The following is a 25,672-nucleotide window of genomic DNA, read 5'->3' on the forward strand; positions in this document are numbered from 1 at the left end:
TGCCGGTCGAACCAATCTTTCCCGTGATCAAGGACGAATGTGTCGACTCTGAGTGACCCGCTCAACCTCTCGGCCCCGAGGGGTGCCGACGCGGGCCTGACCCCGAAGCAGCTCGTGGCCAAGTACGGCCTCACCGTGAGCGGCCGTCGGCCCGGCCTGGCCCAGTACATCAAGGACCTGTGGGCCCGCCGGCACTTCATCATGTCGTTCGCGACTGCGAGGCTGGTGGCGCAGTACAGCACCGCGAAGCTCGGCCAGGTCTGGCAGGTGGCCACGCCACTGCTGAACTGCATCGTGTACTTCCTGGTCTTCGGCCTGATTCTCTCGGGCAGCAAATCGATCAACAACTACGTCCCGTGGCTCTGCATCGGCGTCTTCATCTTCCAGTTCATCCAGAGCGCGGTACAAGCCGGCACCCGGTCGATCTCCGACAACCTGGGGCTGATCAGGGCGCTGCACTTCCCCCGGGCGGCGCTGCCGATCGCCTTCACGATCATCCAGCTCCAGCAGCTGCTGATCTCGATGGTGGTGCTCGTCGGCATCGTGCTCGCGAGCAACATCATGCCGGGGCTGAGCTGGCTGCTGATCATTCCCACGATCGCGCTGCTCTGCATCTTCAACACCGGCATCGCGCTGATCATGGCCCGGGTCGGCGCCAAGACCAGTGACATGGCGCAGCTGATGCCGTTCATCCTGCGCACCTGGATGTACCTCTCCGGCGTGTTCTACAGCATCGAGGCCAACATCAAGGACTGGCCGAGGTGGATCCAGCTGATCGCGGACGTCAACCCGGCCGCGGTCTACATGGACCTCGTCCGCTTCGCCTTCGATCCGAGCATCGACAACCGGGCCGGCCTTCCGCCGCACGTCTGGGCGATCGCCGTCGCGTGGGCAATCATCGCGGGCCTCTTCGGGTTCGTGTTCTTCTGGAAGTCGGAGGAGCAGTACGGCCGTGGCTGACACCGCAACGACCAACGTCAAGGAGGCGGCCCCGGTGGACGCCGATCAGACCCGCGTCCCCACCGTCGTGGTGGACGACGTGCACATCGTCTACAAGGTGCACGGTGCCGGTTCCGGCAAGGGCAGTGCCACGTCGGCGCTGAGCCGGATCATCTCGCGCAAGCGCGCGCCCTCCATCCGCGAGGTGCACGCGGTGCGCGGCATCAGCTTCACCGCGTACAAGGGCGAGGCCGTCGGCCTGATCGGTTCCAACGGCTCCGGCAAGTCGACGATGCTGGCGGCCATCGCCGGCCTGCTGCCGACCGAGCGGGGCGGCATCTACACCAACGGGCAGCCCTCGCTGCTCGGCGTGAACGCCGCGCTGATGAACGACCTCACCGGTGACCGCAACGTCGTCCTGGGCTGCCTCGCGATGGGCATGACGCCCGCCGAGGTCAAGGCCCGCTACGAGGACATCGTCGACTTCTCGGGCATCAACGAGAAGGGTGACTTCATCACCCTGCCGATGCGGACGTACTCCTCCGGCATGGCGGCCCGTCTGCGGTTCTCCATCGCCGCGGCGAAGACGCACGACGTGCTGCTGATCGACGAGGCGCTGGCCACCGGCGACCAGAAGTTCCAGCGGCGTTCCGAGGCGCGCATCCGTGAGCTCCGCAAGGAGGCCGGCACGGTCTTCCTGGTGAGCCACAACAACAACGCCATCCGGGACACCTGCGAGCGCACCATCTGGATCGAGAAGGGCGAGCTCGTCATGGACGGCCACACCGACGAGGTCGTCCGCGCGTACGAGAAGCACAACCGCGGCTGATCGAGCCTGATTTATCGGACAGTACAGCGTGAGGGCCGCCAATCCTGGCGGCCCTCACGTGCTGCATGGCTGGGTCAGGCGCAGTCGCGCACATCCCCCTGGCGATTTCCGTAGGTGTTCGTGTGCCAGATGGGAGTGCCTCCGGACGTGTAGATCACGACATTTCCGTCATCCTGAACCTTCAAGCGGCCGTCGGCTGCGGAGCTGTTGCCCCAGATGCACTCGAGGCTGGACCCGTACCACGGGTGCGCGAAAAGCTTCATGTATCCGTCGTGCGAGAAGTTCAGGAGGTCCGGAGTGAGGCTTCCCTTGCCGTATGTTCCACTGGCCCACATCGCGTGTCCGTCGCTGATGCGGTAGAGGACGAGGTTTCCGTCGCACTGGAAGGTGAGGCGTACGGTGCTGGACGACCTGGACCAGCCGCAATGCTCGTCGGGCGTGGACAGGGTCAGGGCGATCGACTGGTCGGCCGCCGAGGCGGGCGGAGTTGCCAGCGTCAGCATCGAGAATACGGCAGTCAGAGTTGCTCCGGCGACGGAGAATCGTTTGCGCCAAGAATTCAAGGTGAACCCCCTGGGTGATTTTGGGACCTGTTTATCCGATCTTTCGGTCCCCTGAAGGGCGTGCGGACCGGCGAAGGGTCATTTACCTTCCCGAGCATATGTGCCCTGCAATTGGATCGGCAAGCGCATTCGGTAAATGCATCGACGGGGTCCGCTTAATTTTTCGCACTCCCAATATTTGATCGGATCGGATTCCATGTGCGGATATGTGATGCCATGCTGATTTTGGTCCGCTCTGTCCCGGCATCCTGCGGGGAAGCGGAGGGAGGGCTGCCGTGCCGGTCGGCATCGAGCCCTAAACTGCAGGTCGAAGGGGTGTCGAGGATCGGTCGAGCGCCCCGTGTCGGCCGCCGAGCGTGTCCGAGGCGGACCTGCGGCTGACAGCGGTGTAGAACGGGGGAGTGACGGCAGTGGCGGCTTCGGCCAAATCAGACAATCAGACAGACGGGACCACGCTGGACAAGGCGGACCTGGAGAACTTCCCGGTCGCACCGGCCTTCCTCCCCGCCGCCTGGCGCACCGACCTCATGGCGGTGTACGGCTTCGCCCGCCTGGTCGACGACGCCGGTGACGGCGATCTCGCCGACCCGGGGCAGGTCGCCGAACTGCTGGGCGTGCCCGCCGACGGCGGCGACACCCCCGGCGGCACCACCGCCTTCCGCCTCGCCCTGCTCGACGGGCTGGAGCGCGACCTCGACCGCGCCTTCGAGGCCGCCCTCGGCCGCGGCGGCGAACCGCCGCGCCACCCGCTGATGCGCGCACTCGTCCCGCTGGCCGAACGGCACCCCGTCACGCCGGAGCCGTTCCGCCGTCTGATCGAGGCCAACCGGGTGGACCAGACGGCCACCCGCTACGCGACGTACCAGGACCTGATCGGCTACTGCACGCTCTCCGCCGACCCGGTCGGCCGCCTCGTGCTGGCCGTCGCCGGCGTCGCGACCCCCGAGCGGATCGTCCTCTCCGACGCGATCTGCAGCGGCCTGCAGATCGTCGAGCACCTGCAGGACGTCGCCGAGGACCTCGGCCGCGGCCGCATCTACCTGCCCGCCGACTCCCGCGAGCGCTTCGGCGTGACCGAGGCCGACCTCGCCGAGCCGACCGCCGGTCCCCGGGTGCGCGAACTCGTCGCCTTCGAGGCCGAACGCGCCCGGACCCTGCTGGACCGCGGCGCGCCGCTGGTGGGTACGGTTCACGGAAGGCTACGGCTGCTGCTGGCGGGGTTCACCGCCGGCGGGTACGCGGCCCTGGCGGCCGTCGAGGCCGCCGGGTACGACGTGCTCGCGCATCAGCCCAGGCCGGACAAGCGCCGCCTCGCCCTGCGAGCGGCGGCACTCTTCGCGAAGGGAAGGTGAACGCCCGCGTGGCGGCATCACCACTGGCGTCGGCGCCGGTCATGGCGGCCTACCGGTACTGCGAGGCGGTCACCGCGCTCCAGGCCCGCAACTTCAGCTACGGCATCCGGCTGCTGCCGGAGCCCAAGCGGCTCGCCATGTCCGCGCTCTACGCCCTCGCCCGCCGGGTGGACGACATCGGCGACGGCGACCTCCCCCCGGAGCGCAAGGCCGAGCACCTGGAGCGCACCCGCGAGCTGCTCGACGGGATCCGGGCCGGCGCGGTCGGCGAGGACGACACCGACCCGATCAAGGTGGCCCTCGCGGACGCCGCCCGGCGCTTCCCGATCCCGCTCGGCGGCTTCGACGAGCTGATCGACGGCGTCGAGATGGACCTCAAGGGCGTCGAGTACCGGACCTTCGAGGACCTCAAGGTCTACTGCCGCTGCGTGGCCGGCTCCGTCGGCCGCCTCTCGCTCGGGGTGTACGGCTGCGACGACCCGGAGCTCGGTGCGCGGTACGCCGACACGCTGGGCCTGGCCCTGCAGCTCACCAACATCCTGCGCGACCTGCGGGAGGACGCCGCCAACGGCCGCACCTACCTGCCCACCGAGGACCTCGTCCGGTTCGGCTGCCAGGAGGGCTTCGCGCTGTCCGAGCCGCCGGTCGGCGCCGACTTCGCCGGGCTGGTCGCCTTCGAGGCGCGGCGCGCCCAGCAGGCCTTCGAGGAGGGCCTGCGGCTGCTGCCGATGCTGGACCGCCGCAGCCGGGCCTGCACCGCCGCGATGGCCGGCATCTACCACCGCCTGCTCGGCCGGATCGCGGCCGATCCGGAGTCGGTGCTGCGGGGCCGCGTCTCGCTCCCGGGCTGGGAGAAGGCGTACGTGGCGCTGTCCGGGCTCGCCGGAGGGCGTTCTTGATTCTTTCCCGAGTTATGTCACGCTGTGTCAACAGGGAATCACCTGCACGTGCAGCGACGTTGGGTACGGAGCAACGCGACCAGGGCAGGGGGTGGCATCGATGAGTGCACGGACGACCGCAGGCCGGTCCTCCGCCGTGGTCGTCGGCGGCGGCCTGGCCGGGATCACGGCCGCGCTGCGGCTGGCCGAGGCCGACCACGCGGTCACGCTCCTGGAGACCAGGCCCCGGCTCGGCGGGCTGGCCTTCTCCTTCCGCCGCGGCGACCTCGTCGTCGACAACGGCCAGCACGTGTTCCTGCGCTGCTGCACCGCCTACCGCGGCCTGATCGACCGACTGGGCGCGGGCCGTCTGGTGGACATCCAGCCCCGGCTCGACGTGCCGGTGCTCAGCGTCGCCGCCGACGGCCGCCGGACGTTCGGCCGGCTGCGGCGGGCCGGGCTCCCGGTGCCGCTGCACCTGGCGGCGAGCCTCGGCGGATATCCGCACCTCGGCCCGGCCGACCGGCTGCGGGTGGTGCGGGCGGCGCTCGCCCTCAAGGCCCTCGACCTGGCCGACCCGGCGCTGGACGACCTCTCCTTCGGGGAGTGGCTGCGCCGTCAGGGGCAGACGCCGGCCACCGTGGCCGCCCTGTGGGACCTCGTCGGCGTGGCCACGCTCAACGCCACCGCGGAGCAGACCTCGCTGGCGCTGGCCGCGATGGTCTTCAAGACCGGCCTGCTCTCCGACCCGGGCGCCTCCGACATCGGCATGGCCAACGTGCCGCTCGGGGAGATCCACCACGATGCCGCCCTGGCGGAGCTGGAGCGCGCCGGCGTGCAGGTCCGGCTGCGCACCCGGGCGGCCGAGATCAAGCAGGCCGACCGGCACGCCGTCCGTCTGGAGGACGGCGAGCTGCTCACCGCCGACACGGTGGTGCTGGCCGGCGCGCAGGAGGCGGCCGCCGCCCTGCTGCCGCCGGGGGCGATCCCGGCGCAGCACCGGCTGGAGGCGCTCGGCCACGCGCCGATCCTCAACGTGCACGTCGTCTACGACCGAACCCTGCTCCGGCAGCCGTTCTTCGCGGCGCTGGGGTCGCCGGTGCAGTGGGTGTTCGACCGCACGCCGCACTCCGGCCTCGCCGTGCCCGGCGCGCAGTACCTGGCGCTCTCGCAGTCGGCCGTGCAGGACGAGATCGACCTGCCGGTCGCCGAGCTGCGGGCCCGCTACCTGCCGGAGCTGGAGCGGCTGATCCCCGGTGCCCGGCAGGCCGGGGTGCTCGACTTCTTCGTGACGCGCGAGCGCACGGCGACGTTCGACCCGGCTCCCGGCACCGCCCGGCTGCGGCCCGGGGCGCGCACCGGCGTTCCCGGCCTGCTGCTGGCCGGGTCGTGGACGGCCACCGGCTGGCCCGCCACCATGGAGAGCGCGGTGCGCAGCGGTCATGCCGCGGCGGACGCCGCGCTCGCCGCCACCGGCCGGCGGTCGCCCGCCGACCGCGGGGACGGGCGGTGGCCGCGATGACGGCACGCCCGGGCACCACCGACACCGCTACACGCCCGGCCTCCGCAGAGGCCGGGCATTCGCAAGGAGAGGGAACGTACGTGGAGGCTCGCACCCAGGGCACCGGAGCGGTGAAGGACACCACCTCGGTGCTGGACCTGCTGGCACGCGGCCGGACCATGTGCACCCCGTCGCTGCGGGAGGCCGTCGCCCGGCTGGCCGCACCGATGGACACCGTCGGCGCCTACCACTTCGGCTGGATCGACCGGGACGGGCGCCCGGCGGCGGGGGACGGCGGCAAGGCCGTGCGCCCCGCGCTGGCCCTGCTCTCGGCCGAGGCGGCCGGGGCATCGGCCGAGGCCGGGGTGCCCGGCGGCGTCTCCGTTGAACTGGTGCACAACTTTTCGCTGCTCCATGATGATCTGATGGACGGTGACGAGACCCGGAGGCACCGGGCGACCGCCTGGACGGTCTTCGGTCCGGCCCAGGCCGTGCTCGCCGGCGACGCGATGGCGACGCTGGGCACCGAGGTGCTGCTCGACGCCGCCGTGACCGGCGGGGCGAGCGCGGCCGACGCCGCGCGCGCCGTCCGGCTCATCACCACCGCGACGCGCCGCCTGATCGACGGGCAGGCGATGGACGTGGCCTTCGAGCAGCGCGACGTCGTGACCGTCGAGGAGTGCCTGGAGATGGAGGGCGGCAAGACCGGCGCCCTGCTGGCGGCCTCCGCCGCGATCGGCGCGGTGCTGGCCGGTGCCGACGACCGGGTCTCCGACGCGCTGCAGCGCTACGGCCACCACCTCGGCCTGGCCTTCCAGGCCGTCGACGACCTGCTCGGCATCTGGGGCGCGACCGAGGTGACCGGCAAGCCGCACTGGGGCGACCTGCGCCAGCGCAAGAAGTCGCTGCCGGTGTGCGCGGCGCTCGCCGAGGGCGGCAGCGCCTCCCGCCGGCTCGCCGAACTGCTGGCCGACCCCGAGGGCCGCGGCGAGGAGAGCGAGCAGGCGCTCGCCGCCCGCGCGGCCCTGATCGAGGACGCCGGAGGCCGGGCCTGGACCCAGGACGAGGCCCGCCGCCAGCACCAGACCGCCCTCGCCGCACTGGACGAGGTGCCGATGGCCGGCGAGGTGCGCGAGCACTTCGTCGCACTCGCCGAATTCGTGGTGGTACGAGAGAGGTGACGTGAATTGACAGCAACCGCGGGCGGCCGGCTCGACCCCGAGTACGATTCCGAGCCGGCCGCGGTGGGCGACCGCCCTCCGGCACCCGACCGGGCACAGGCCCGGGCGGTACCGGACGGCGGCGTGCCGCCCGCCGACGCCGCGCAGGCGCCGGCCGACGGCGCGACTGCGGTAGGACTGTCCGACGATGTTCCTGCCGGGGAGGCGCTGGCCCGGGCCACCGCCCACCTGCTGTCACTGCAGCACTCCGACGGCTGGTGGAAGGGCGACCTGGAGACCAACGTCACCATGGACGCCGAGGACCTCTTACTGCGCGAGTTCCTGGGCATCCGCACCGCTGAGCAGACCCTGGCCACGGCAGCCTGGATCCGCTCGAAGCAGCGCGCGGACGGCACCTGGGCGACCTTCCACGGCGGGCCGCCCGAGCTCTCCACCACCGTCGAGGCGTACGTCGCCCTCAGGCTCGCCGGCGACGACCCACAGGCCCCCCACATGCAGGCGGCCGCCCACTACGTCCGCGAGACGGGCGGCATCGCCGCCACCCGCGTCTTCACCCGCATCTGGCTGGCCCTGTTCGGCTGGTGGCCCTGGGAGAACCTTCCCGAGCTGCCCCCCGAGATCCTCTTCCTGCCCCGCTGGGCGCCGCTCAACATCTACGCCTTCGGCCAGTGGGCCCGTCAGACGATCGTCCCGCTCACGGTGGTCTCCGCGCACCGCCCGGTGCACCCGGCTCCCTTCGCCCTCACCGAGCTCCACGCCGACCCCGCGGACCCGTACCCGCTCCGCCCGCTCGCACCCGCCGCCAGCTGGGACGGCCTGTTCCAGCGGCTCGACCGCCTGATGCACCACTACCACCGGTACGCCGTGCGGCCGCTGCGCCGGCTGGCGCTCGCCCGGGCCGGCCGCTGGATCGTGCACCGGCAGGAGGCCGACGGCTGCTGGGGCGGCATCCAGCCGCCCGCCGTGTACTCGCTCATCGCCCTCAACCTCCTCGGCTACCGGCTCGACCACCCGGTGATGAAGGCCGGCCTGGCCGCGTTCGACGGCTTCACCGTGCACACCGAGGACGGCCGGCGCTGGATGGAGGCCTGCCAGTCACCGGTGTGGGACACCTGCCTGGCCACCGTCGCCCTGCGCGACGCCGGCCTGCCCGCGGACGACCCCGCGCTCGTCCGGGCCGCCGACTGGATGCTCGGCGAGGAGATCACCACCCCCGGCGACTGGTCCGTCCGGCGGCCCAACCTCGCCCCCGGCGGCTGGGCGTTCGAATTCCACAACGACACCTACCCCGACATCGACGACACCGCCGAGGTCGTCCTCGCCCTGCGCCGGGTCGCCCACCCCGAGCCCGCACGCATCGACGCCGCGGTGGACCGGGGCGTCGAGTGGAACCTCGGCATGCAGTCCCGCGAGGGCGCCTGGGGCGCCTTCGACGTCGACAACACCAGCCCGCTCCCCAACAAGCTGCCGTTCTGCGACTTCGGCGAGGTCATCGACCCGCCGTCGGCCGACGTCACCGCGCACGTCGTCGAGATGCTCGCCGAGGTCGGCAAGGCCCGCGACCCGCGCACCCGGCGCGGGGTGGCCTGGCTCCTCGCCCAGCAGGAGGCGGACGGGTCCTGGTTCGGCCGTTGGGGCACCAACTACATCTACGGCACCGGCTCCGTCCTCCCCGCGCTGGTCGCCGCGGGCGTCCGGCCCGGCCACCCGGCCGTGCGCCGCGCCGTCCACTGGCTGGAGAGCCGGCAGAACCCGGACGGCGGATGGGGCGAGGACATGCGCTCCTACGAGGACCCGGCGACCTGGGCGGGCCGCGGCGACTCCACCGCCTCCCAGACCGCCTGGGCCCTGATGGCGCTCCTCGCCGCCGGGGAGGGGCCCGACGGGGAGCCCGGCAGCGCCGGCCGCACCGGCAGCGAGGCCGTCGAACGCGGCGTCCGCTGGCTGACCCGCACCCAGCGGGCCGACGGCACCTGGGACGAACCGCAGTTCACCGGCACCGGCTTCCCCTGGGACTTCTCCATCAACTACCACCTCTACCGGCTGGTCTTCCCCGTCACGGCCCTCGGCCGGTACGTCACCGGCAGATCGCTCGGCTCAGGGGGCGGTGGCCGGTGAAGGACCACCACGGAGACCCCGACACCCCCGACCGATACGACAACCCCGACCGGCACGACACCCCCGACCGATACGACGACCCCGACCGGCACGACACCCCCGACCGATACGACGACCCCGACCGGCACGACACCCCCGACCGATACGACAACCCCGACCGGCACGACACCCCCGACCGATACGACGACCCCGACCGCGCGGAGGCCCAGGATGACCGGTGAACCCCTGCTGGTGGTGTGCGCGCTCGGCCCCGAGGCGTGGGCCCTGCGCGGCGGCGACTGGGCGGGCGCGGTCGGCGGCTCACCGGTCCTCGTCCGGACCGGGATCGGCCGCACCCGGGCCCGCCGCAGCGTGCGCACCCTGCTCGCCACCGGCCGCTACGGCGCCCTGGTGGTCGCCGGCTTCGGCGCGTCCGTCGCCCCCGGCACCGATCCGGGGGACGTCATCGTCGCGGACGCCGTCCGCGACTCCGAGGGCGGCCGGTACGAGCTCGACTCCGCGGCGCCGCTCGCCAAGGCCCTCCAGGCCTGCGGAGCGACCACCCACATCGGCCTCCACCACACCGCCGACCACGTCGTCCGCGGTGTGCAGCGGCGCGCCCTCCACGCCCGCGGCGCGTTCGCCGTCGACATGGAGGCCGCCGCCGTCCTCGCCGCCCGCGCCGAGCTTCGGCCCGGGCTGCCCGCCGCCGTCCTTCGGGTCGTCGTGGACACCCCCGAGCGCGAACTCCTCCGGCCCGGCACGCTGCCCGCCGGCTTCCGGGCCTGGCGGGCCCTGCGCGCCGCCGTACCGGCGCTCACCGAGTGGCACCGGCTCGCCGCAACCGGCGAGCCCGCACAGTCCGAGTCCCACCCCACGCCATCGACGCTCCCTCAGGAGGCGAGTTAGCCATGGCCATGCCGCTGCGCCAGTCCCTTCGCGTCAGCACGTACCTGTTGCAGCAGAAGCTCAAGCGCCGTGAGAAGTTCCCGCTGATCGTCGAGCTGGAGCCGCTGTTCGCGTGCAACCTGGCCTGCGAGGGGTGCGGCAAGATCCAGCATCCGGCCGGGGTGCTCAAGCAGAGAATGCCGGTCGCCCAGGCGGTCGGCGCGGTGCTGGAATCGGGTGCCCCCATGGTGTCGATCGCCGGCGGCGAGCCGTTGATGCACCCGCAGATCGACGAGATCGTCCGCCAGCTCGTCGCCCGCCGCAAGTACGTCTTCCTGTGCACCAACGCCCTGCTGATGCGCAAGAAGCTCGACAAGTTCACGCCCTCGCCGTACTTCACCTTCACCGTGCACATCGACGGGCTGCGCGAGCGGCACGACGCGTCGGTGGCCAAGGAGGGCACCTTCGACGAGGCCGTCGAGGCCATCAAGGAGGCCAAGCGGCGCGGCTTCCGGGTCACGACGAACTCGACGTTCTTCAACACCGACACCCCGCAGACCGTCATCGAGGTGCTCGACTACCTCAACGACGAGCTGCAGGTCGACGAGATGATGATCTCCCCGGCGTACGCCTACGAGAAGGCCCCCGACCAGGAGCACTTCCTCGGCGTCGAGCAGACCCGCGAGCTCTTCCGCAAGTCGTTCGCCGGCGGCAACCGCCTGCGCTGGCGGCTCAACCACAGCCCGCTCTTCCTGGACTTCCTGGAGGGCAAGGTCGACTTCGAGTGCACCGCCTGGGGCATCCCCAACTACTCCCTCTTCGGCTGGCAGCGGCCCTGCTACCTCATGGCCGACGGCTACGTGCCGACCTACCGGGAGCTCATCGAGAAGACCGAGTGGGACAAGTACGGCCGCGGCAAGGACGCCCGCTGCGACAACTGCATGGCGCACTGCGGCTACGAGCCGACCGCCGTCCTCGCCACCATGGGCTCGCTCAAGGAGTCGCTGCGCGCCGCCCGCGAGACCCTCGGCGCGGGCCGCGGGCAGTAGCGGACCGCCCGCCCGGCGTGCGCACCCGCGCACGCCGGGCGCACGCTGGACACTGACGGTCATCGCTCTCCACCGAGCCGCGAGGTGAAGCCATGTCACTCCTGTCCACGATCACCGGGCCCACCGACCTCAGACGGCTGCCGGCCGGCGACCTCCCGCTGCTCGCCGACGAGATCCGGGACTTCCTGATCGACGCCGTCACCCGGACGGGCGGACACCTCGGTCCCAACCTCGGCGTCGTCGAACTCACCATCGCGGTGCACCGCGTCTTCGACTCCCCGCGCGACCGCATCCTCTGGGACACCGGCCACCAGGCGTACGTGCACAAGCTGCTCACCGGACGCCAGGACTTCAGCCGGCTGCGCGCCAAGGGCGGGCTCTCCGGCTACCCCTCCCGCGCGGAGTCCGACCACGACCTCATCGAGAACTCCCACGCCTCCACCGCGCTCGGCTACGCCGACGGCATCGCCAAGGCCAACCAGCTGCTCGGCGCGACCGGCCGGCACACCGTCGCCGTCGTCGGCGACGGCGCCCTCACCGGCGGCATGGCCTGGGAGGCGCTCAACAACATCGCCGAGGCCGACGACCGCCCCCTCGTCATCGTCGTCAACGACAACGAGCGCTCCTACTCGCCGACCATCGGCGGCCTCGCCCACCACCTCGCCACCCTGCGCACCACCCGCGGCTACGAGCGCTTCCTCGCCTGGGGCAAGGAGGCCCTGCAGCGCACCCCGATCGTCGGACAGCCCATCTTCGGCGCCCTGCACGGCGCCAAGAAGGGCTTCAAGGACGCCTTCGCCCCGCAGGGCATGTTCGAGGACCTCGGCCTCAAGTACGTCGGACCCGTCGACGGGCACGACATCGCCGCGGTCGAACAGGCCCTGCGCCGCGCCCGGCACTTCGGCAGGCCCGTCATCGTCCACTGCATCACCCGCAAGGGCCACGGCTACCGGCCCGCCGAGCAGGACGAGGCCGACCGCTTCCACGCCGTCGGCGCCATGGACCCGTACACCTGCCTGCCCGTCCGGCCCGCCGCCGGACAGTCCTGGACCTCGGCCTTCGGCGCCGAGATGGTCGAGCTCGGCACCGACCGCCCCGACGTCGTCGCCGTCACCGCCGCCATGCTGCAGCCCGTCGGCCTCGGACCGTTCGCCCAGGCCTTCCCCGAGCGCACCTTCGACGTCGGCATCGCCGAGCAGCACGCCGTCGCCAGCGCGGCCGGCCTCGCCACCGGCGGCCTCCACCCGGTCGTCGCCGTCTACGCGACCTTCCTCAACCGCGCCTTCGACCAGGTGCTCATGGACGTCGCCCTGCACCGCCTCGGCGTCACCCTCGTCCTCGACCGGGCCGGCGTCACCGGCAACGACGGCGCCTCCCACAACGGCATGTGGGACATGTCGATCCTCCAGCTCGTGCCCGGCCTGCGGCTCGCCGCCCCGCGCGACGCCGAACAGCTCCGCACCCAGCTCCGCGAGGCCGTCGAGGTCGACGACGCCCCCACCGTCCTGCGCTTCCCCAAGGGCGAGCTCGGACCGGGCGTCCCCGCACTCGAACGCGTCGGCGGCGTCGACGTGCTGCAGCGCACCGGCCCCACCCCCGACATCCTGCTCGTCGCCGTCGGCGCGATGGCCCCCGCCTGCCTCGACGCCGCCGCCCTGCTCCTCGCCGAGGGGTTCAGCGCCACCGTCGTCGACCCGCGCTGGGTCAAGCCCGTCGACCCCGCCCTCGTCACCCTGGCCGCCGCCCACCGGCTCGTCGTCACCGTCGAGGACAACGGCCGCACCGGCGGCGTCGGCTCCGCGATCGCCCAGGCCATGCGCGACGCCGACGTCGACACCCCGCTGCGCGACCTCGGCATCCCGCAGGAGTTCCTCGCCCACGCCGGCCGCGGTGAGATCCTGGAGGAGATCGGACTCACCGGCACCGGCGTCGCCGCCCAGACCGCCGTCTTCGCCAAGCAGCTGCTGCCGATCAGAGGAGCGAACCCGCACAATGCCGGCTGACCGCCCCGCCCGGGGACTCGACCTCGCCGCCCTGCTCGCCGACCGCGGCGCGGAGCGGTACGAGCTGCACGCCCGTCACCTCAACCCGCAGCTGCCCCGGATGCTGCACACCATCGGCTTCGACCGCACCTACGAGCGGGCCCAGGGCCCGTACTTCTACGACGCCGACGGCAACGAGTACCTCGACATGCTCGCCGGCTTCGGCATCTTCGCCCTCGGCCGGCACCATCCCGTCGTCCGCGACGCCCTCCGGCAGGTCATGGACCTCGACCTGCCCGACCTCACCCGCTTCGACTGCCCGCCGCTGCCCGGCCTGCTCGCCGAGCAGCTCCTCGCCCGCGCGCCCGGCCTCGACCGGGTGTTCTTCGGCAACAGCGGCACCGAAGCGGTCGAGACGGCACTCAAGTTCGCCCGGTACGCCACCGGCCGGCGCCGCGTCCTCTACTGCGACCACGCCTTCCACGGCCTCACCACCGGCGCGCTCTCCGTCAACGGCGAGAACGGCTTCCGCAAGGGCTTCGACCCGCTGCTCCCCGACACCGCCGTTCCGCTCGGCGACCTCGCCGCACTGGAGCGGGAGCTGAAGAAGGGCGACGTGGCCGCCCTGATCGTCGAGCCGATCCAGGGCAAGGGCGTGCACGAGGCCCCGCCCGGCTGGCTGCTCGCCGCACAGGAGCTGCTGCACGCCCACAAGGCGCTGCTGATCTGCGACGAGGTGCAGACCGGCATCGGCCGCACCGGCACGTTCTTCGCCTACCAGCACGAGGAGGGGGTGCGCCCCGACCTCGTCTGCGCGGCCAAGGCGCTCTCCGGCGGCTACGTGCCGGTCGGTGCGACCCTCGGCAAGAGCTGGATCTTCGAGAAGGTGTACTCCTCGATGGACCGGGTGCTCGTGCACTCGGCGAGCTTCGGCTCCAACGCCCAGGCGATGGCCGCCGGCCTCGCCACCCTCCAGGTCGTGCAGGACGAGCAGGTCGTCGAGAACGCCCGCCGGATCGGCGACCTCCTCCGGACCCGCCTGGCGGCGCTGACCGACAGGTACGAGCTGCTGGCCGACGTCCGCGGGCGCGGGCTGATGATCGGCATCGAGTTCGGCCGGCCCAGGTCGCTGAAGCTGCGCACCGGCTGGACGGCGCTGCAGGCCGCGCGCAAGGGGCTCTTCGCCCAGATGGTGGTGGTGCCGCTGCTGCAGAAGCACCGCATCCTCACCCAGGTCTCCGGCGACCACCTGGAGGTCATCAAGCTGATCCCGCCGCTGATCATCACCGAGAAGGAGGTCGACCGGTTCGTCGACGCCTTCACCGAGGTGATGGACGACGCCCACCGCGGCAGCGGACTCATGTGGGACTTCGGCCGCACCCTGGTCAAGCAGGCCGTCTCGAACCGGTGACGCCGGTGACGCCGGTGCGGGGGGAGGCCCCCCGCACCGGCGGTGCTCAGCGCGGCGGTTCGACCGTGGTGAAGCCGCCGCCCAGCAGCCGGGCGTCGACACCGTCCGGTGCCAGCTCGCCGTGCTCCGCGATCACCTCGGCGGCGTACTCCTCGGCGTCGTCCTGCGGCTCGTAGCCGAGCGCGCGGGCCGGGGCGAGGTCCCACCAGGCGCGGGTGTTGGCGCTGATGCCGTTGACGACGGTGTGGCCGTCGACCGGCGCGGTGAGCGCCGCGTGCACCAGCCGTGCGCAGTCGGCGGGGCTCAGCCAGGTGGAGAGCATCCGGGTCGAGCGGGGCTTGGGGAAGCACGAGCCGATCCGGATCGACACCGTGGTGACGCCGTACTTGTCGGCGTAGAGCTGGGCCAGGCTCTCGCCGAAGACCTTGGACAGGCCGTAGTAGGTGTCGGGCCGGGGCGGTATGGCCGTACCGATCAGCCCCTTGCCGCCGGGGCCCGCGCCCTCCAGCGGGGTGAAGCCGACGGCGTGGTTGGAGCTTGCGAAGACGACCCGCCGCACGCCTTCCAGCCGGGCGGCCTCGTAGAGGTGGTAGCTGCCCTCGATGTTGGCGCCGAGGATGTTCGCGAAGGTGTCCTCCAGCGAGATGCCGCCGAGGTGGACGATCGCGTCCACGCCGCGGACGGCCTCGCGGACGGCGTCGGCGTCGCGCAGGTCGAAGGTGCGCGCGTCGTCCTCGCCCGGCAGCGGGGCGATGTCGGCCGGGCGCAGTTCGTACCCGAAGGCGGGCAGGAGGTGGCGCAGCATGCTGCCGACACCGCCGGCGGCTCCGGTGAGCAGGATGGTCTGGGGCATCGTCATTCCGTGGTGATCGTGTGGCGCTTGATGTGGTCCAGGTCGAAGTCGTCGCCGAGGCCCGGCCGGTCGGGGAACCGGACGATGCCATGCTCGTCCATCGCGTCGACGATCGAGTGCAGGTGGGGCGGAACGGCGTCGAAGTCGGTGTGCGGATGGAGCAGCCCGCGTTCGTACCAGCGGCCGTTCGTCGTGGCGCCGAGGAGGGAGAGGTTGCCGGAGCCGTTGCCGTGCACCTCGCACTCCATGTTGAAGGCCTCGGCGAGGTGCAGGGTACGGACGGCCGGGGTGATGCCGCCGACGTCGGTGGTGCCGGTGCGCAGGATGTCGCACGCGCCGGAGGTGACCCACTCGGCGCGGGTGAAGTTCTTGCCCCAGGCGGTCTCGGGGCCGATGACGGCGATGTCGAGCTGGTCGGCGAGCCAGCGGTACGAGGCGATCGACGCCTCCTCCATCGGCTCCTCGAACCAGTGGTAGCCGAGCTCCTGCAGGGCGCGGCCGAGCTTGAGGGCCTCGGTGCGGGAGTACCAGTGGTTGGCGTCGAGCATCAGCTCGACGTCGGGGCCGACGGCGTCGCGGACGGCGGTGCAGGCCGCGATGTCGAGGGCGACGGACGGGGCGCCGGCGACCGGCGGCATCCAGGTGTGCAGCTTGATGGCGCGGTAGCCGCGTTCGACGAGCTGCACGGCGAAGGCCGCGTAGTCGGCGGGGGTGGCGAGGCCGCCGGGGATCTCGTCGCCGCACATGGTGGAGGCGTAGGCGGGTGCCTCGCTGCGGGCGCCGCCGAGCAGCTTCCAGACGGGCAGGCCGAGGCGGTGCCCGGCGAGGTCCCACAGGGCGAGGTCGACGAAGCCGATCGCCCGGTCGGTGAGGCCTCCGTGCGCACCGCGCTGCTTGCGGGCGAGGGACGTCCAGAGGCGTTCGCGCTCCAGCGGGTCCTGCCCGAGCAGGGCGGGGCGGACGTGCTTGTCGAGGACGGCGGGCCGCAGGTGGTCGGGCTGCGCCAGGACCCGGCCGCAGGCCCCGTCGGTGTCGGTGACGGTGAGGAGGGCCTCGCGGACCTCGTGGGCGGGGGCGGGGTGGCGGTGGCCGTGCGCGTCGACGGTGGTGCGGGCGGTGGTCGTGAAGACCGACAGCTCGATGCGTTCGATGGTCGCGGTCATGGTCAGCCGTTCTTCGCCTTGTAGGTCTCCTGGGCCTTGGTGAACGCGTCGGCGATCGACTTCGCGAAGTCGGCCGCGGACATCTTGCCGAGCAGCACCTTCTGGAAGTTGGGCTCGGCGTCGGTCTTGGTGATCTTCGAGTACTGCGGCAGGTAGACGGGCGGCTGGACGATCTTGATGCTGGTGGAGTTGAGCGCGTCGCCGGCCTGCTTGGTGATGCCCGACTTGGTGTACCACTCGTCGGCGTACGCCTCGGTGTTGGCGGGGATCTGGCCGACGTTCTCGTTCCAGTAGCTGTTGGATTCGTGGGAGTCGAGGAACTCCATGAACGTCCAGGCCTCCGCCTGGTGCTTGCTGTTCTTGAAGAGGCCGAAGCCGTCGACCGGGTTGGCGAGGATCGAGGTGCCGGCCGGGCCCGCGGGCAGCAGCATGCCGGCGACCTTGTCGCCGAGCGCGGTCTTCACGTCCTTGGTGGAGCCGAGGTTGTGGTGGACCATCATCACCTGGTTGGCCTGGAACTGCGCGAGCATCTGCGGGTAGGCGTTGGAGACGTCGGCCTCCGGGGTGGTGGCCTTGTACTGCGCGGCGATCTTCTCGATCAGGGCGACGTTCTTCGGGTCGTCGACGGTGGACCTGCCGCTCGCGTCGAACATCGCGTCGACGCCGGAGTAGGCGTACGCCTCGGAGAGCACCTGGAAGCCGGAGCCGGCGCCGCCGCGGATGGTGAAGCCGTACTGGTTCTTCGACCGGTCGGTGAGCTTGCCGGCGGCGGCGAACAGCTCGTCCCAGGTCTTCGGGGCCGCGATGCCGGCGGCCTTGAACTTGTCGGCGCGGTACCAGATGACGTCCTGGTTGCCGGAGGACGGCAGCTGGAACAGGCCCTTGCCGCCCGCGGCGCTCCTGGAGATCGTCAGGAAGTTCTCCGACAGCTTGCCGTTGAGGGTGCTCTTCGCGTACAGGTCGTCGAGCGGGGCGAGGGCCTTCTGCGCGGTGAGGGAGGCGAGCAGGGCGGTGGTGACGCCGCCGATGTCCGGCGTGGAGTTCGAGGCGACCGCGGTGTTGTACTTCTCGGAGATCTCCGAGCTGGTGACGCCCACGTACTTGACGGTGATGGTCGGGTGGGCCTTCTCGAACTGGTCGATGAGGTGCTGCATCAGCGGCGTTCTGGCCGGGCCGGCGTTGTTGTCCCAGTAGGTGATGGTGACCTTGCCGCCGGCGGCCTCCGAGGAGGAGCCGGACGAGGAACACGCGGTCAGCAGGCCGAGGGCGGCGAGGGCGGCGGCGGTGGTGCGCAGGGTGCGGCTCATGGCGGATTCCTGTCGGGAGACGGGGGTGTTCGGGGAGTGGTCCTGGCGGCGGGTTCAGCCCTTGACGGCGCCGGCGCTCATGCCCTGGACGAGGTACTTCTGGACGACGGCGAAGACCAGCACCACCGGGACGGCCGCGACCACGCCGCCCGCGGCGAGCGCGCCGAAGTCGACGGTGTTCTCGCCGATGGTGGTCTGCAGGCCGACCGGGACGGTCTGCAGCTCGGGGTCGTTGAGGAACATCAGCGCGAACAGGAAGTTGTTCCAGCTGCCGATGAAGGCGAACGAGCCGACGGCGACGATGCCCGGCCGCAGGAGCGGCAGCACGACGGCGAGGAAGGCGCGGATCCGGCCGCAGCCGTCGACCATCGCCGACTCCTCCAGCTCGACCGGGACGTTCTTCACGAAGCCGCTCATGAGGATCATGGCGAGCGGCAGCTGGAAGGTGGTCTCGGCGATGATCAGGCTCCAGCGGGAGTTGATCAGGTCGAAGGTCTGGAAGATGTTGAACAGCGGGATCAGCATCATCGCGCCCGGCACGAACTGCGTGCACAGCAGCGCGAGCATGAACACCTTGCGGCCGCGGAACTCGAACCGGGCCAGCGCGTACCCGCCCATCAGCGCGAAGAACGTGACGAACACCAGGGTGAGCAGGGCGATCCACACGCTGTTGCGGAAGTACGTGCTGAAGCCCATGCCGTTCCACACCGTCTCGAAGTGCGCGGTGGTCACGGGCCAGGGCAGGAGCGAGGTGGAGCCGGCCGGGCGGAGCGCGAAGAGCAGCATCCAGTAGAACGGCACGACGGTGAAGAGCAGGTAGAGGCCGAGCGGCAGGAAGATCCGGGCGATCCGGCCGCCGAGGTCGCCGGGGCGTCGGACGGGTGCGGCGGCGGTGCGGGCGCCGGCCGGCAGGGCTGCGGTGGTCACGGGGGCGGGCTCCAGGTCGGGGGTGGTCATCGCGGACGCCGTCACTTCCCGCCGCCGAATTTGCTGAGCCGCAGGTAGAGGACCGAGCAGAAGAGCAGGATCACGAAGGCCGCCGTGGTGAGGGCCGAGCCGTATCCGAAGTCGTATGACTTGCGGGCGAGTTGGGCGACGTACAGCGGGAGGCTGGTGGTCGCGCCGGCCGGGCCGCCGTTGGTGAGGGTGTAGAGCAGGTCGACGTTGTTGAACTCCCACACCGAGCGCAGCAGGGTGGCCAGCACGATGGCGTCCCGCAGGTGCGGCAGGGTGACGTGGAAGAAGCTGCGGATCCGGCCGGCGCCGTCCATGGACGCCGCCTCGTAGAGCTCCTTCGGCACGGACTGCAGGTCGGCGAGGATGAGGATGGCGAAGAAGGGGACGCCGCGCCAGAGTTCGGCGACCACGGCGGCCGAGAAGACGGTGCCCGGGTTGCCGAGGACGGACGTGGCGCTGTCGCCGATGCCGGCCTCCCCGAGGTAGTGGAAGACACCGGTGGCCGGGTTGTAGAGCAGCATCCAGATGCTCGTGGTCAGCACGCCGGAGACCGCCCAGGGGGAGAAGACCATCGCGCGGGCCACGGCCCGGCCGATGAACGTCTCGTTGACGATGAGGGCGAGGCCCAGGCCGAGCAGCAGCTGCAGGACGACCTCGGCGAACACCCACTTGGCGGAGAAGGCCAGGCTCTGCCAGAACTGCGTGTCGGCGAACATCCGGCGGAAGTTGTCCAGGCCGACGAAGGCGTCGTCGTAGGGCTCGTTGACGACGTGGTGCTGCAGGGCGTAGTAGACGACGCTGCCGACGGGGACGACCAGGAAGACCGCCAGCAGCAGGACCGTCGGGGCGATGAGCGTGTACGGAGTGAGGGCCCGGCGCAGTCGGGCGCCGCGGTGGGGGGGAGTGCCGGCGAGAGCCACGCTTGAGCTCGCCTCCTCTCTGCCGGGGGCAAAGTCAGGGGCAGATGGGTGGGGTGGAACGGGCGCCAGGCCTCGGCGGTGGAACATGAGCTCCATGCTCGTGGACGTCGTTCACAGGTGTGGACACCCTAGGTTTGCCATCTCTTGGCGTCAACCCCTCCTGCGGGACCGTGCGATGGCAGAGTAGAGGCCGCTTGCATCGATCTCAGCGTTCATGGATGTGGACTCAGGTCATGATGATGTATAACGCTGTCGAGAGGTGCCGTACCGCCCGCGCACCCCGCCCCCTCTGCCGCCCCTCTCTGGAGAGCGACCCCCATGCCTGCTGACCGCACCCCGCTCGTCGACCGCCTCGACGGCCTCCTCTTCTTCCCCGTCACCCCCTACGCGCCGGACGGCACCGTCGACCTCGACGCCTTCCGCACCCATGTCCGCGCCCGCCTCGACGACGGCGCCGCCGCCGTCTTCGCCGCCTGCGGCACCGGCGAGTACCACGCGCTCGGCCTCGACGAGTACGAGGCTGTCATCGCCGCCGCGGTCGAGGAAACCGCCGGGGCCGTCCCCGTCGTGGCCGGAGTCGGCCACGGCACCGCCCTCGCCCTCGACTTCCTGCGCCGCGCCGAACGCGCCGGCGCCGACGGCGTGCTGGCCCTGCCCCCGTACCTGGTCAAGCCCTCCCAGGAAGGGCTGCTGCGCCACTACGGCGCCATCGCCGCCGCCACCCGGCTGGAGATCATCGTCTACGCGCGCGACAACGCCGTGATCGACCCCGAGACCGTCGTGCAGCTCGCCGCGATCGACAACATCGTCGGCCTCAAGGACGGCATCGGCGACCTCGACCGCATGCAGCGCATCGTCAGCGCCGTCCGCACCGCCCGCCCCGGCCTGCCGTTCCGCTACTTCAACGGCCTGCCGACCGCGGAGCTCACCGGCCTCGCCTACCGCGGCATCGGCGTCACCCTCTACTCCTCCGCCGTCTTCTGCTTCGCCCCCGACATCGCGCTCGCCTTCCACCGCGCGCTCAACAGCGGCGACGACGACACGGTCAACCGCCTGCTCGACGGCTTCTTCCGCCCGCTCGTCGAACTCCGCGCCCAGGGCTCCGGCTACGCCGTCTCCCTGGTCAAGGCCGGCGTGCGCCTCGACGGCCTGGACGTCGGACCCGTCCGCCCGCCGCTCACCGAGCCCGCCCCCGAGCACGTCGAGCAGCTCGCCGCCCTCGTCAAGCACGGCCGCACCCTGATCTGACCCGCCCGCCGACCCCGGCGCCCGGTCCGGAGGACCGGGCGCCCCTCACCCCGGAGCCGCCGTGCGCACCTCCGCCTTCCTCTACCCCTGGGACGTGCTCGGCGACCCGCACGCCGCCGCGCGCCTCGCCGGGCTCGGCCTCGACCGGGTCACCCTCGCCTCCGCCTACCACTCCACCCGGGCCCTGACTCCCCGTCACCCCGAGCGGCGGATCGTCACGGCCCGCCACGCCGCCGTCTACTACCCCGCCTCCCCGCAGCGCTGGCGCGGCCGCGCGCTGCGCCCGTACGCACAGGGCTGGCTGGACGCCGCCGACCCGTTCGGCGACGCCGCCGACGCCCTGCGCGGCGCCGGGATCGAGGTGCACACCTGGGTGATCCTCGCGCACAACTCCCGTCTGGGTGAGGAGCATCCGGGCGTCACCGTGCAGAACGCCTACGGCGAGCACTACCCCTGGGCGCCCTGCATCGCCCGGCCCGAGGTCGTCGAGTACGCCGCCGACCTGGCGGCCGAGGCGGCGGTGCGCCCCGGCGCGGCCGGCACCGAACTGGAGTCCTGCGGCTGGTACGGGCTGGCGCACCTGCACGCCCACGACAAGATCGCCGGGGTGCCGCTCGGCCAGGCCGGCCAGTTCCTCATGTCGCTCTGCTTCTGCGACGCCTGCACCCGCGGCTACGGCGAGCACGCCGCCGGACTGCGGAAGGCCGTGCGGACGGCCCTCGAACCGCTCTGGCGCGGCGAGGCCGAACCGGAGGCCGCGGACGAGTGGGGCCGCATCGAGGCGCTGCTCGGCGCCGGGCCCGCCGCCGCCGCGCTGGCCCACCGCACGGCCGCCGCACTCGCGTTCCAGCAGGCGGCGGTCGGCGCCGTCCGGGCCGCCGCACCGCCCGGCTTCCGCATCCTGCTGCACGGCGACCCGCTGGTGCACCGCAGCGGCGCCAACCCGGGTGTGGACGCCGCCCGGCTGCTCGCGCTCGCGGACGGGCTCGTGCTGCCCGAACCCGCCCGCACCCTGCCGCTCGCCGCGCCGCACCGGCGGCCGGGCAGCGTGCTGGCGGCCAACCTGCCGGTCGTCGCCGGGATGGGCGGCGGCACCCCGGCGCTCGTGCCGGGGGCCGACGAACTGCGGCTCTACCACGCGGGGCTGGCCTCCGACGCCGACCTCGCGGCGATCCGGGCGCTGCTGGCCTGAGCCTGCGCGGCGGCGCTCACCGGGCCGGGCGGAGCGAGGCCACGACGGCGGCCCGGACGCGTTCCGACGCCTCCGGGCCGAACCCCTGCGGATGCCCGGCCGAGGTGAACCGCTGCTCGGTCAGCTCCACGAGCCCGGCGTGGTCCCCGGGGAAGTCGTGGACCGACCGGCGCCGCGCGTCGCGGGCGGTCGACCCGGCCCTCGCCGGGCGGCGAGGGCCGGGCGGCGGCCGGTGCGGCGGCACAGGCCGCCGGGGCTCAGATCGCCGCCGGCCACACCAGCCGGTCGTCCGCCACCGGGGCGTGCAGCCCGCACAGCGAGCCCGGCGGCACCAGGTGCCGCCGGTGCAGCTCGCCCGCGACCAGCCGCGCCACCTCGATCGCGCCGTGCGCCTGGAAGTGCGTGTTGTCCGCCACCCCGTCCGGGTAGTGGGCGGAGCCGGCGGGCTCCCACAGGAAGTACTCCTTCGTGGCCTCCGGGCCGAGCCGCTGCCAGAGCGCCAGGCTGAGCGCCTGGAGGTCGACCAGCGGCACCCCCTCCGCCGCGGCCAGGTCGCGCACGGCCTGCGGGTAGGCGCCGTGCGAGGCGAGGGCGTTGCCGTCCGCGTCGAAGCGGCGCCGCTCCACGGAGGTCACCAGCACCGGGAGGGCGCCGCGCCGCCGGGCGCCGTCCAGGTAGCGCCGCAGGTACTGCGGGTACGTGGTGGCCGGGTCGGTGCCGCGGGCCGGGTCGGAGGTCTTCTCGTCGTTGTGGCCGAAGGAGATCAGGAGCCTGTCGCCGGGCCGCAGGTCGGCGAGGATTCCGTCGAGCAGGCCCAGGTCGGCGAAGGACTTCGAACTCGCCCCGGAGAGCGCCCGGTCGTCGACGGCCAGGCGCGGCGTGGCGAACACCGGCAGCGCCTGCCCCCAGCCGGCCCGCGGCGCCACGTCCTCCGGGTAGACGGAGGCGGTGGAGTCGCCGGCGACGAACACGGTGGTGCGGCGCCGCGGTGCGGCGGCGGCCGGACCGGCCCCGGCGGCGACCGCGGCGGCGGCCAGCAGCGGGGCGGCCGCGGCGGCCCGGGCGAGGGTGCGGCGGGTCAGGTCGGTCATGGTCGGTCTCTCCTAGCGCCAGGGCTGCCAGACGTCCGCACCGAGGAGGTAGCTCTCCCGGGTGTGCAGGGCGGCCTGGGTGCGGGTCAGCTGGGGGCGGTTGGCGGGCACGGTGATCACGGCACCGGGGCCCTCGTCGGCGTACTCGGCGAAGCGCTGCTGCTGCCACGGGTGGGCGGCGGCCATGTCGGCGTACGGCGCGACGGCGTCGATCCCCGCGCCGAGGTACGACTGGCGGACGGTCAGCATCGGCCAGGCGGTCGGGTCGCTGCTCGGCACCCACGGGCGGGCGAGGCAGTACGCGCCGTCGGGTGCGGTGCTCCCGACGGTGCAGCGGACGGCGAGGAAGCCGTGCGCGGTGGCCCGGGCGGTGCTGGGCGCGAAGACGAACCCCTGCGGGGTGAAGGCGGCGTCGGGGCGGTCCAGGGTGCGCAGCACGCAGTGCTCGAACACCGCGGTCGCGCGGCCGAAGACGAAGTCGACGTCGCCCTCGACGTAGCAGTGCTCGAAGTACTGCCGGGCGGTGGTGGCGAGCGAGGGGGTGTCCGCGTACAGCGTGTCCTGGTGGCCGAGGAAACGGCAGTGGTGGAAGGCCGAGCGGTCGCCGGTGACCTTGACCGCGACCGCCTGCGTGCCGGTGACCCCGGGGTGGTCGGCGCGCAGCCAGTCGTTGGCGAAGGTGACGTCGCGGGCGGTGAACCCCTCGGCCTGCAGGGTGACGCTGGCGCTGCCGGTGGTGCCGTACGTGCCGCCGCCGGGCTTGGCCGTGCCGGCCGCGTTGTCGTACACGACGACCGTGTCCCGGGCGCGGCGGCTGCCGCCGAGCAGGGTGAGGAAGGGGCGGGAGGACGGCACCGTGACCGTCTCGCGGTAGGTGCCGGGGGCGAGCACGAGCGTCCACCCGGTCGCTGCGGTGGTGCCGGTGGGGGTCGCGGAGACCGCGGCCTGCACGGTGGCGAAGTCGCCGGTGCCGGCCGGGTCCACGTAGAGGGTGCGGGAGTCGAGGCGGTCGGCGGGCGAGCCGTAGCAGCCCCAGGGGGTGCGGGCCGGCCGGGCGGCGGCGGGGGAGGCGGCGGCGGGGGACGTGGTGGCGCCGGCGCCGATCAGGGATCCGGCGGAGGCGAGCAGGACGGTGCGGCGGGTGGGCATGGCGGGCTCCGGTGGCCGGGGGCCCCGGCGCTGTGGGGGCGTGTCGGGGCCCGGAGAGGGCGACGCACCCCGTAAGCGTTCAAATACATGAACGGTGGTCGCATCCATGGCCGGGACACTAGGAGGCTGCCCGTGTGCTGTCAATGCCCCCTGCGGGCGCACGCGAACGCGCCCCGCACCGGGAGGTGCGGGGCGCGCAGGCGGCCCGGCGGGGTGACGGCCGGGGCCGGGCGGGGCTCAGATGTGCCGGGTGGCCAGCGTGAGGCGGTCCCGTGCGTCCATCAGGGCGTCGCGGATCATCTGCTCCCGCCCGGGCGTCAGCCGGGCCACCGGCACCGAGACGCTGATCGCGTCGCGGGCGGGGTGGCGGTACGGGATCGCCACGCCGAAGCACCGGACGCCCAGCGTGTTCTCCTCGCGGTCGACCGCGTAGCCCAGCTCGCGGATCCGGTGCAGCTCCTCGATCAGCTGCTCGCGGTCGGTGTGCGAGTGCTCGGTCAGCGGCTCCAGCTTCTCCGGCAGCAGCCGGCGGATCTGCTCGTCGGTGTGCGTGGCCAGCAGGGCCTTGCCGTGCGAGGTGCAGTACGCCGGCAGCCTCCGGCCGATCCGGGTGAAGGGCCGCAGGCTGTGCTGCGACTGGCGGGTCGCCAGGTACACCACGCTGGTGCCGTCCAGCCGGGCGAGGTGGATGGTCTCGCCGGTGTCGTCGGCGATGCGGTCCAGCGTGGGCCGGGCCGCGGCGACCGCCTCGTCGCCGTCGATGTAGGAGCTGCCCACGAGCAGGGCGCGCACGCCGATGCCGTAGCGGGTGCCGGTGGCGTCGGTCTCCACCCAGCCCAGCTCGACGAGGGTGCGCAGCAGCATGTACAGGCTGGATTTGGGATAGCCGGTCTGCTCCTGCACCTCCGCGAGGCTGTGCATGCCGGTGTTCCCGGCGAAGTACTCCAGCAACTCCACGGTGCGGACCGCGGACTTGACCTGGGCACCGCCGCCGTTGGCGGCGTCGTTCGGCGAGGGCATGGCCTTGACCCCTTCCGTCACGCGGCGTATCGTCCCGCGAGTTCAAATAGTCGTATGACGTTCAGCATACTGAACAGATGCGTGATGTGGGGACAGAACCCG

The 25,672-nt window shown here is 72.4% G+C and carries 23 protein-coding genes; 14 read left to right on the forward strand and 9 right to left on the reverse strand.

The genetic code is table 11. From position 1 onward, the window contains the following. The first annotated feature begins 39 nt into the window (after positions 1 to 39). Positions 40 to 960 (forward strand): ABC transporter permease, encoded by a 921-nt coding sequence (locus SNE206_RS16860; RefSeq protein ID WP_407914188.1) that lies wholly within the window; start codon positions 40 to 42, stop codon positions 958 to 960. Next, the gene (locus SNE206_RS16865) at positions 953 to 1,768 is read left to right on the forward strand and encodes an ABC transporter ATP-binding protein (protein ID WP_407914189.1); all 816 of its coding nucleotides are present in this window, start codon (positions 953 to 955) and stop codon (positions 1,766 to 1,768) included. Before SNE206_RS16860 ends, SNE206_RS16865 begins: the two co-directional genes overlap by 8 nt. Positions 1,769 to 1,842: 74 nt before the next feature. Here the strand turns inward: SNE206_RS16865 and SNE206_RS16870 are convergent, their stop codons facing one another. Beyond that, entirely contained in the window at positions 1,843 to 2,271 is a 429-nt protein-coding gene (locus SNE206_RS16870) for a hypothetical protein (protein WP_407914190.1), read from the reverse strand. A gap of 470 nt (positions 2,272 to 2,741) precedes the next feature. Between SNE206_RS16870 and hpnC the strand changes: the two genes are divergently transcribed. From hpnC to SNE206_RS16920, 10 genes are all read left to right on the forward strand, one after another. Beyond that, positions 2,742 to 3,683 (forward strand): squalene synthase HpnC, encoded by a 942-nt coding sequence (gene hpnC, locus SNE206_RS16875; RefSeq protein WP_407914253.1) that lies wholly within the window; start codon positions 2,742 to 2,744, stop codon positions 3,681 to 3,683. Between the two features lie 41 nt (positions 3,684 to 3,724). Next, positions 3,725 to 4,582 (forward strand): presqualene diphosphate synthase HpnD, encoded by an 858-nt coding sequence (hpnD, locus tag SNE206_RS16880; RefSeq protein WP_407914254.1) that lies wholly within the window; start codon positions 3,725 to 3,727, stop codon positions 4,580 to 4,582. 100 nt (positions 4,583 to 4,682) lie between these two features. Next, the gene (hpnE, locus tag SNE206_RS16885) at positions 4,683 to 6,083 is read left to right on the forward strand and encodes a hydroxysqualene dehydroxylase HpnE (RefSeq protein ID WP_407914191.1); all 1,401 of its coding nucleotides are present in this window, start codon (positions 4,683 to 4,685) and stop codon (positions 6,081 to 6,083) included. Further along, a complete protein-coding gene (locus SNE206_RS16890; protein WP_407914192.1) occupies positions 6,080 to 7,243 on the forward strand; it encodes a polyprenyl synthetase family protein in 1,164 nt (387 codons plus the stop codon). Before hpnE ends, SNE206_RS16890 begins: the two co-directional genes overlap by 4 nt. Positions 7,244 to 7,366: 123 nt before the next feature. Then, positions 7,367 to 9,361, forward strand: a complete 1,995-nt coding sequence (gene shc / locus SNE206_RS16895; protein ID WP_407914255.1) for a squalene--hopene cyclase — start codon at positions 7,367 to 7,369, stop codon at positions 9,359 to 9,361. Next, entirely contained in the window at positions 9,358 to 9,582 is a 225-nt protein-coding gene (locus SNE206_RS16900) for a hypothetical protein (RefSeq protein WP_407914193.1), read from the forward strand. Before shc ends, SNE206_RS16900 begins: the two co-directional genes overlap by 4 nt. Further along, complete coding sequence (locus SNE206_RS16905) at positions 9,572 to 10,249, forward strand: 1-hydroxy-2-methyl-2-butenyl 4-diphosphate reductase (protein ID WP_407914194.1); 678 nt, start codon at positions 9,572 to 9,574, stop codon at positions 10,247 to 10,249. The genes SNE206_RS16900 and SNE206_RS16905 overlap by 11 nt, the downstream gene beginning before the upstream one ends. 2 nt (positions 10,250 to 10,251) lie before the next feature. Further along, complete coding sequence (gene hpnH / locus SNE206_RS16910; protein WP_407914195.1) at positions 10,252 to 11,277, forward strand: adenosyl-hopene transferase HpnH; 1,026 nt, start codon at positions 10,252 to 10,254, stop codon at positions 11,275 to 11,277. 92 nt (positions 11,278 to 11,369) lie between these two features. Beyond that, on the forward strand, positions 11,370 to 13,280 hold the full coding sequence (gene dxs, locus SNE206_RS16915; RefSeq protein WP_407914196.1) for a 1-deoxy-D-xylulose-5-phosphate synthase: 1,911 nt from the start codon (positions 11,370 to 11,372) through the stop codon (positions 13,278 to 13,280). Continuing rightward, positions 13,270 to 14,670 (forward strand): aspartate aminotransferase family protein, encoded by a 1,401-nt coding sequence (locus SNE206_RS16920; protein WP_407914197.1) that lies wholly within the window; start codon positions 13,270 to 13,272, stop codon positions 14,668 to 14,670. The genes dxs and SNE206_RS16920 overlap by 11 nt, the downstream gene beginning before the upstream one ends. A gap of 46 nt (positions 14,671 to 14,716) precedes the next feature. Here SNE206_RS16920 and SNE206_RS16925 read toward each other — a convergent pair whose 3' ends face one another. The 5 genes from SNE206_RS16925 to SNE206_RS16945 are packed head-to-tail and all read right to left on the reverse strand — an operon-like array spanning position 14,717 to position 19,870. After that, positions 14,717 to 15,529: an NAD-dependent epimerase/dehydratase family protein gene (locus tag SNE206_RS16925; protein ID WP_407914198.1), complete on the reverse strand. Its 813-nt coding sequence runs from the start codon at positions 15,527 to 15,529 to the stop codon at positions 14,717 to 14,719. After that, positions 15,526 to 16,686, reverse strand: a complete 1,161-nt coding sequence (locus tag SNE206_RS16930) for an enolase C-terminal domain-like protein (protein ID WP_407914199.1) — start codon at positions 16,684 to 16,686, stop codon at positions 15,526 to 15,528. The genes SNE206_RS16925 and SNE206_RS16930 overlap by 4 nt, the downstream gene beginning before the upstream one ends. Before the next feature lie 2 nt (positions 16,687 to 16,688). Then, positions 16,689 to 17,993 carry an ABC transporter substrate-binding protein gene (locus SNE206_RS16935; RefSeq protein ID WP_407914200.1) on the reverse strand — a complete coding sequence of 435 codons (1,305 nt, stop codon included), beginning with the start codon at positions 17,991 to 17,993 and terminating at the stop codon, positions 16,689 to 16,691. Between the two features lie 54 nt (positions 17,994 to 18,047). Then, positions 18,048 to 18,950 (reverse strand): carbohydrate ABC transporter permease, encoded by a 903-nt coding sequence (locus SNE206_RS16940; protein ID WP_407914201.1) that lies wholly within the window; start codon positions 18,948 to 18,950, stop codon positions 18,048 to 18,050. Between the two features lie 11 nt (positions 18,951 to 18,961). After that, positions 18,962 to 19,870, reverse strand: a complete 909-nt coding sequence (locus SNE206_RS16945) for a carbohydrate ABC transporter permease (RefSeq protein ID WP_407914202.1) — start codon at positions 19,868 to 19,870, stop codon at positions 18,962 to 18,964. A gap of 318 nt (positions 19,871 to 20,188) precedes the next feature. Here SNE206_RS16945 and SNE206_RS16950 point away from each other — a divergent pair, with 318 nt between their 5' ends. Then, positions 20,189 to 21,118, forward strand: a complete 930-nt coding sequence (locus tag SNE206_RS16950; RefSeq protein ID WP_407914203.1) for a 5-dehydro-4-deoxyglucarate dehydratase — start codon at positions 20,189 to 20,191, stop codon at positions 21,116 to 21,118. Between the two features lie 61 nt (positions 21,119 to 21,179). Further along, a complete protein-coding gene (locus tag SNE206_RS16955; protein ID WP_407914204.1) occupies positions 21,180 to 22,310 on the forward strand; it encodes a hypothetical protein in 1,131 nt (376 codons plus the stop codon). A 257-nt stretch (positions 22,311 to 22,567) separates the two neighbouring features. Here SNE206_RS16955 and SNE206_RS16960 read toward each other — a convergent pair whose 3' ends face one another. From SNE206_RS16960 to SNE206_RS16970, 3 genes are all read right to left on the reverse strand, one after another. Next, complete coding sequence (locus tag SNE206_RS16960) at positions 22,568 to 23,401, reverse strand: rhamnogalacturonan acetylesterase (protein WP_407914205.1); 834 nt, start codon at positions 23,399 to 23,401, stop codon at positions 22,568 to 22,570. Between the two features lie 12 nt (positions 23,402 to 23,413). After that, positions 23,414 to 24,550, reverse strand: coding sequence for a pectinesterase family protein (locus SNE206_RS16965; RefSeq protein WP_407914206.1), 1,137 nt, complete (start codon positions 24,548 to 24,550; stop codon positions 23,414 to 23,416). Between the two features lie 237 nt (positions 24,551 to 24,787). Then, entirely contained in the window at positions 24,788 to 25,570 is a 783-nt protein-coding gene (locus tag SNE206_RS16970; protein ID WP_407914256.1) for an IclR family transcriptional regulator, read from the reverse strand. Between the last annotated feature and the right edge of the window lie 102 nt (positions 25,571 to 25,672).

This window comes from Kitasatospora sp. NE20-6, assembly GCF_045862635.1.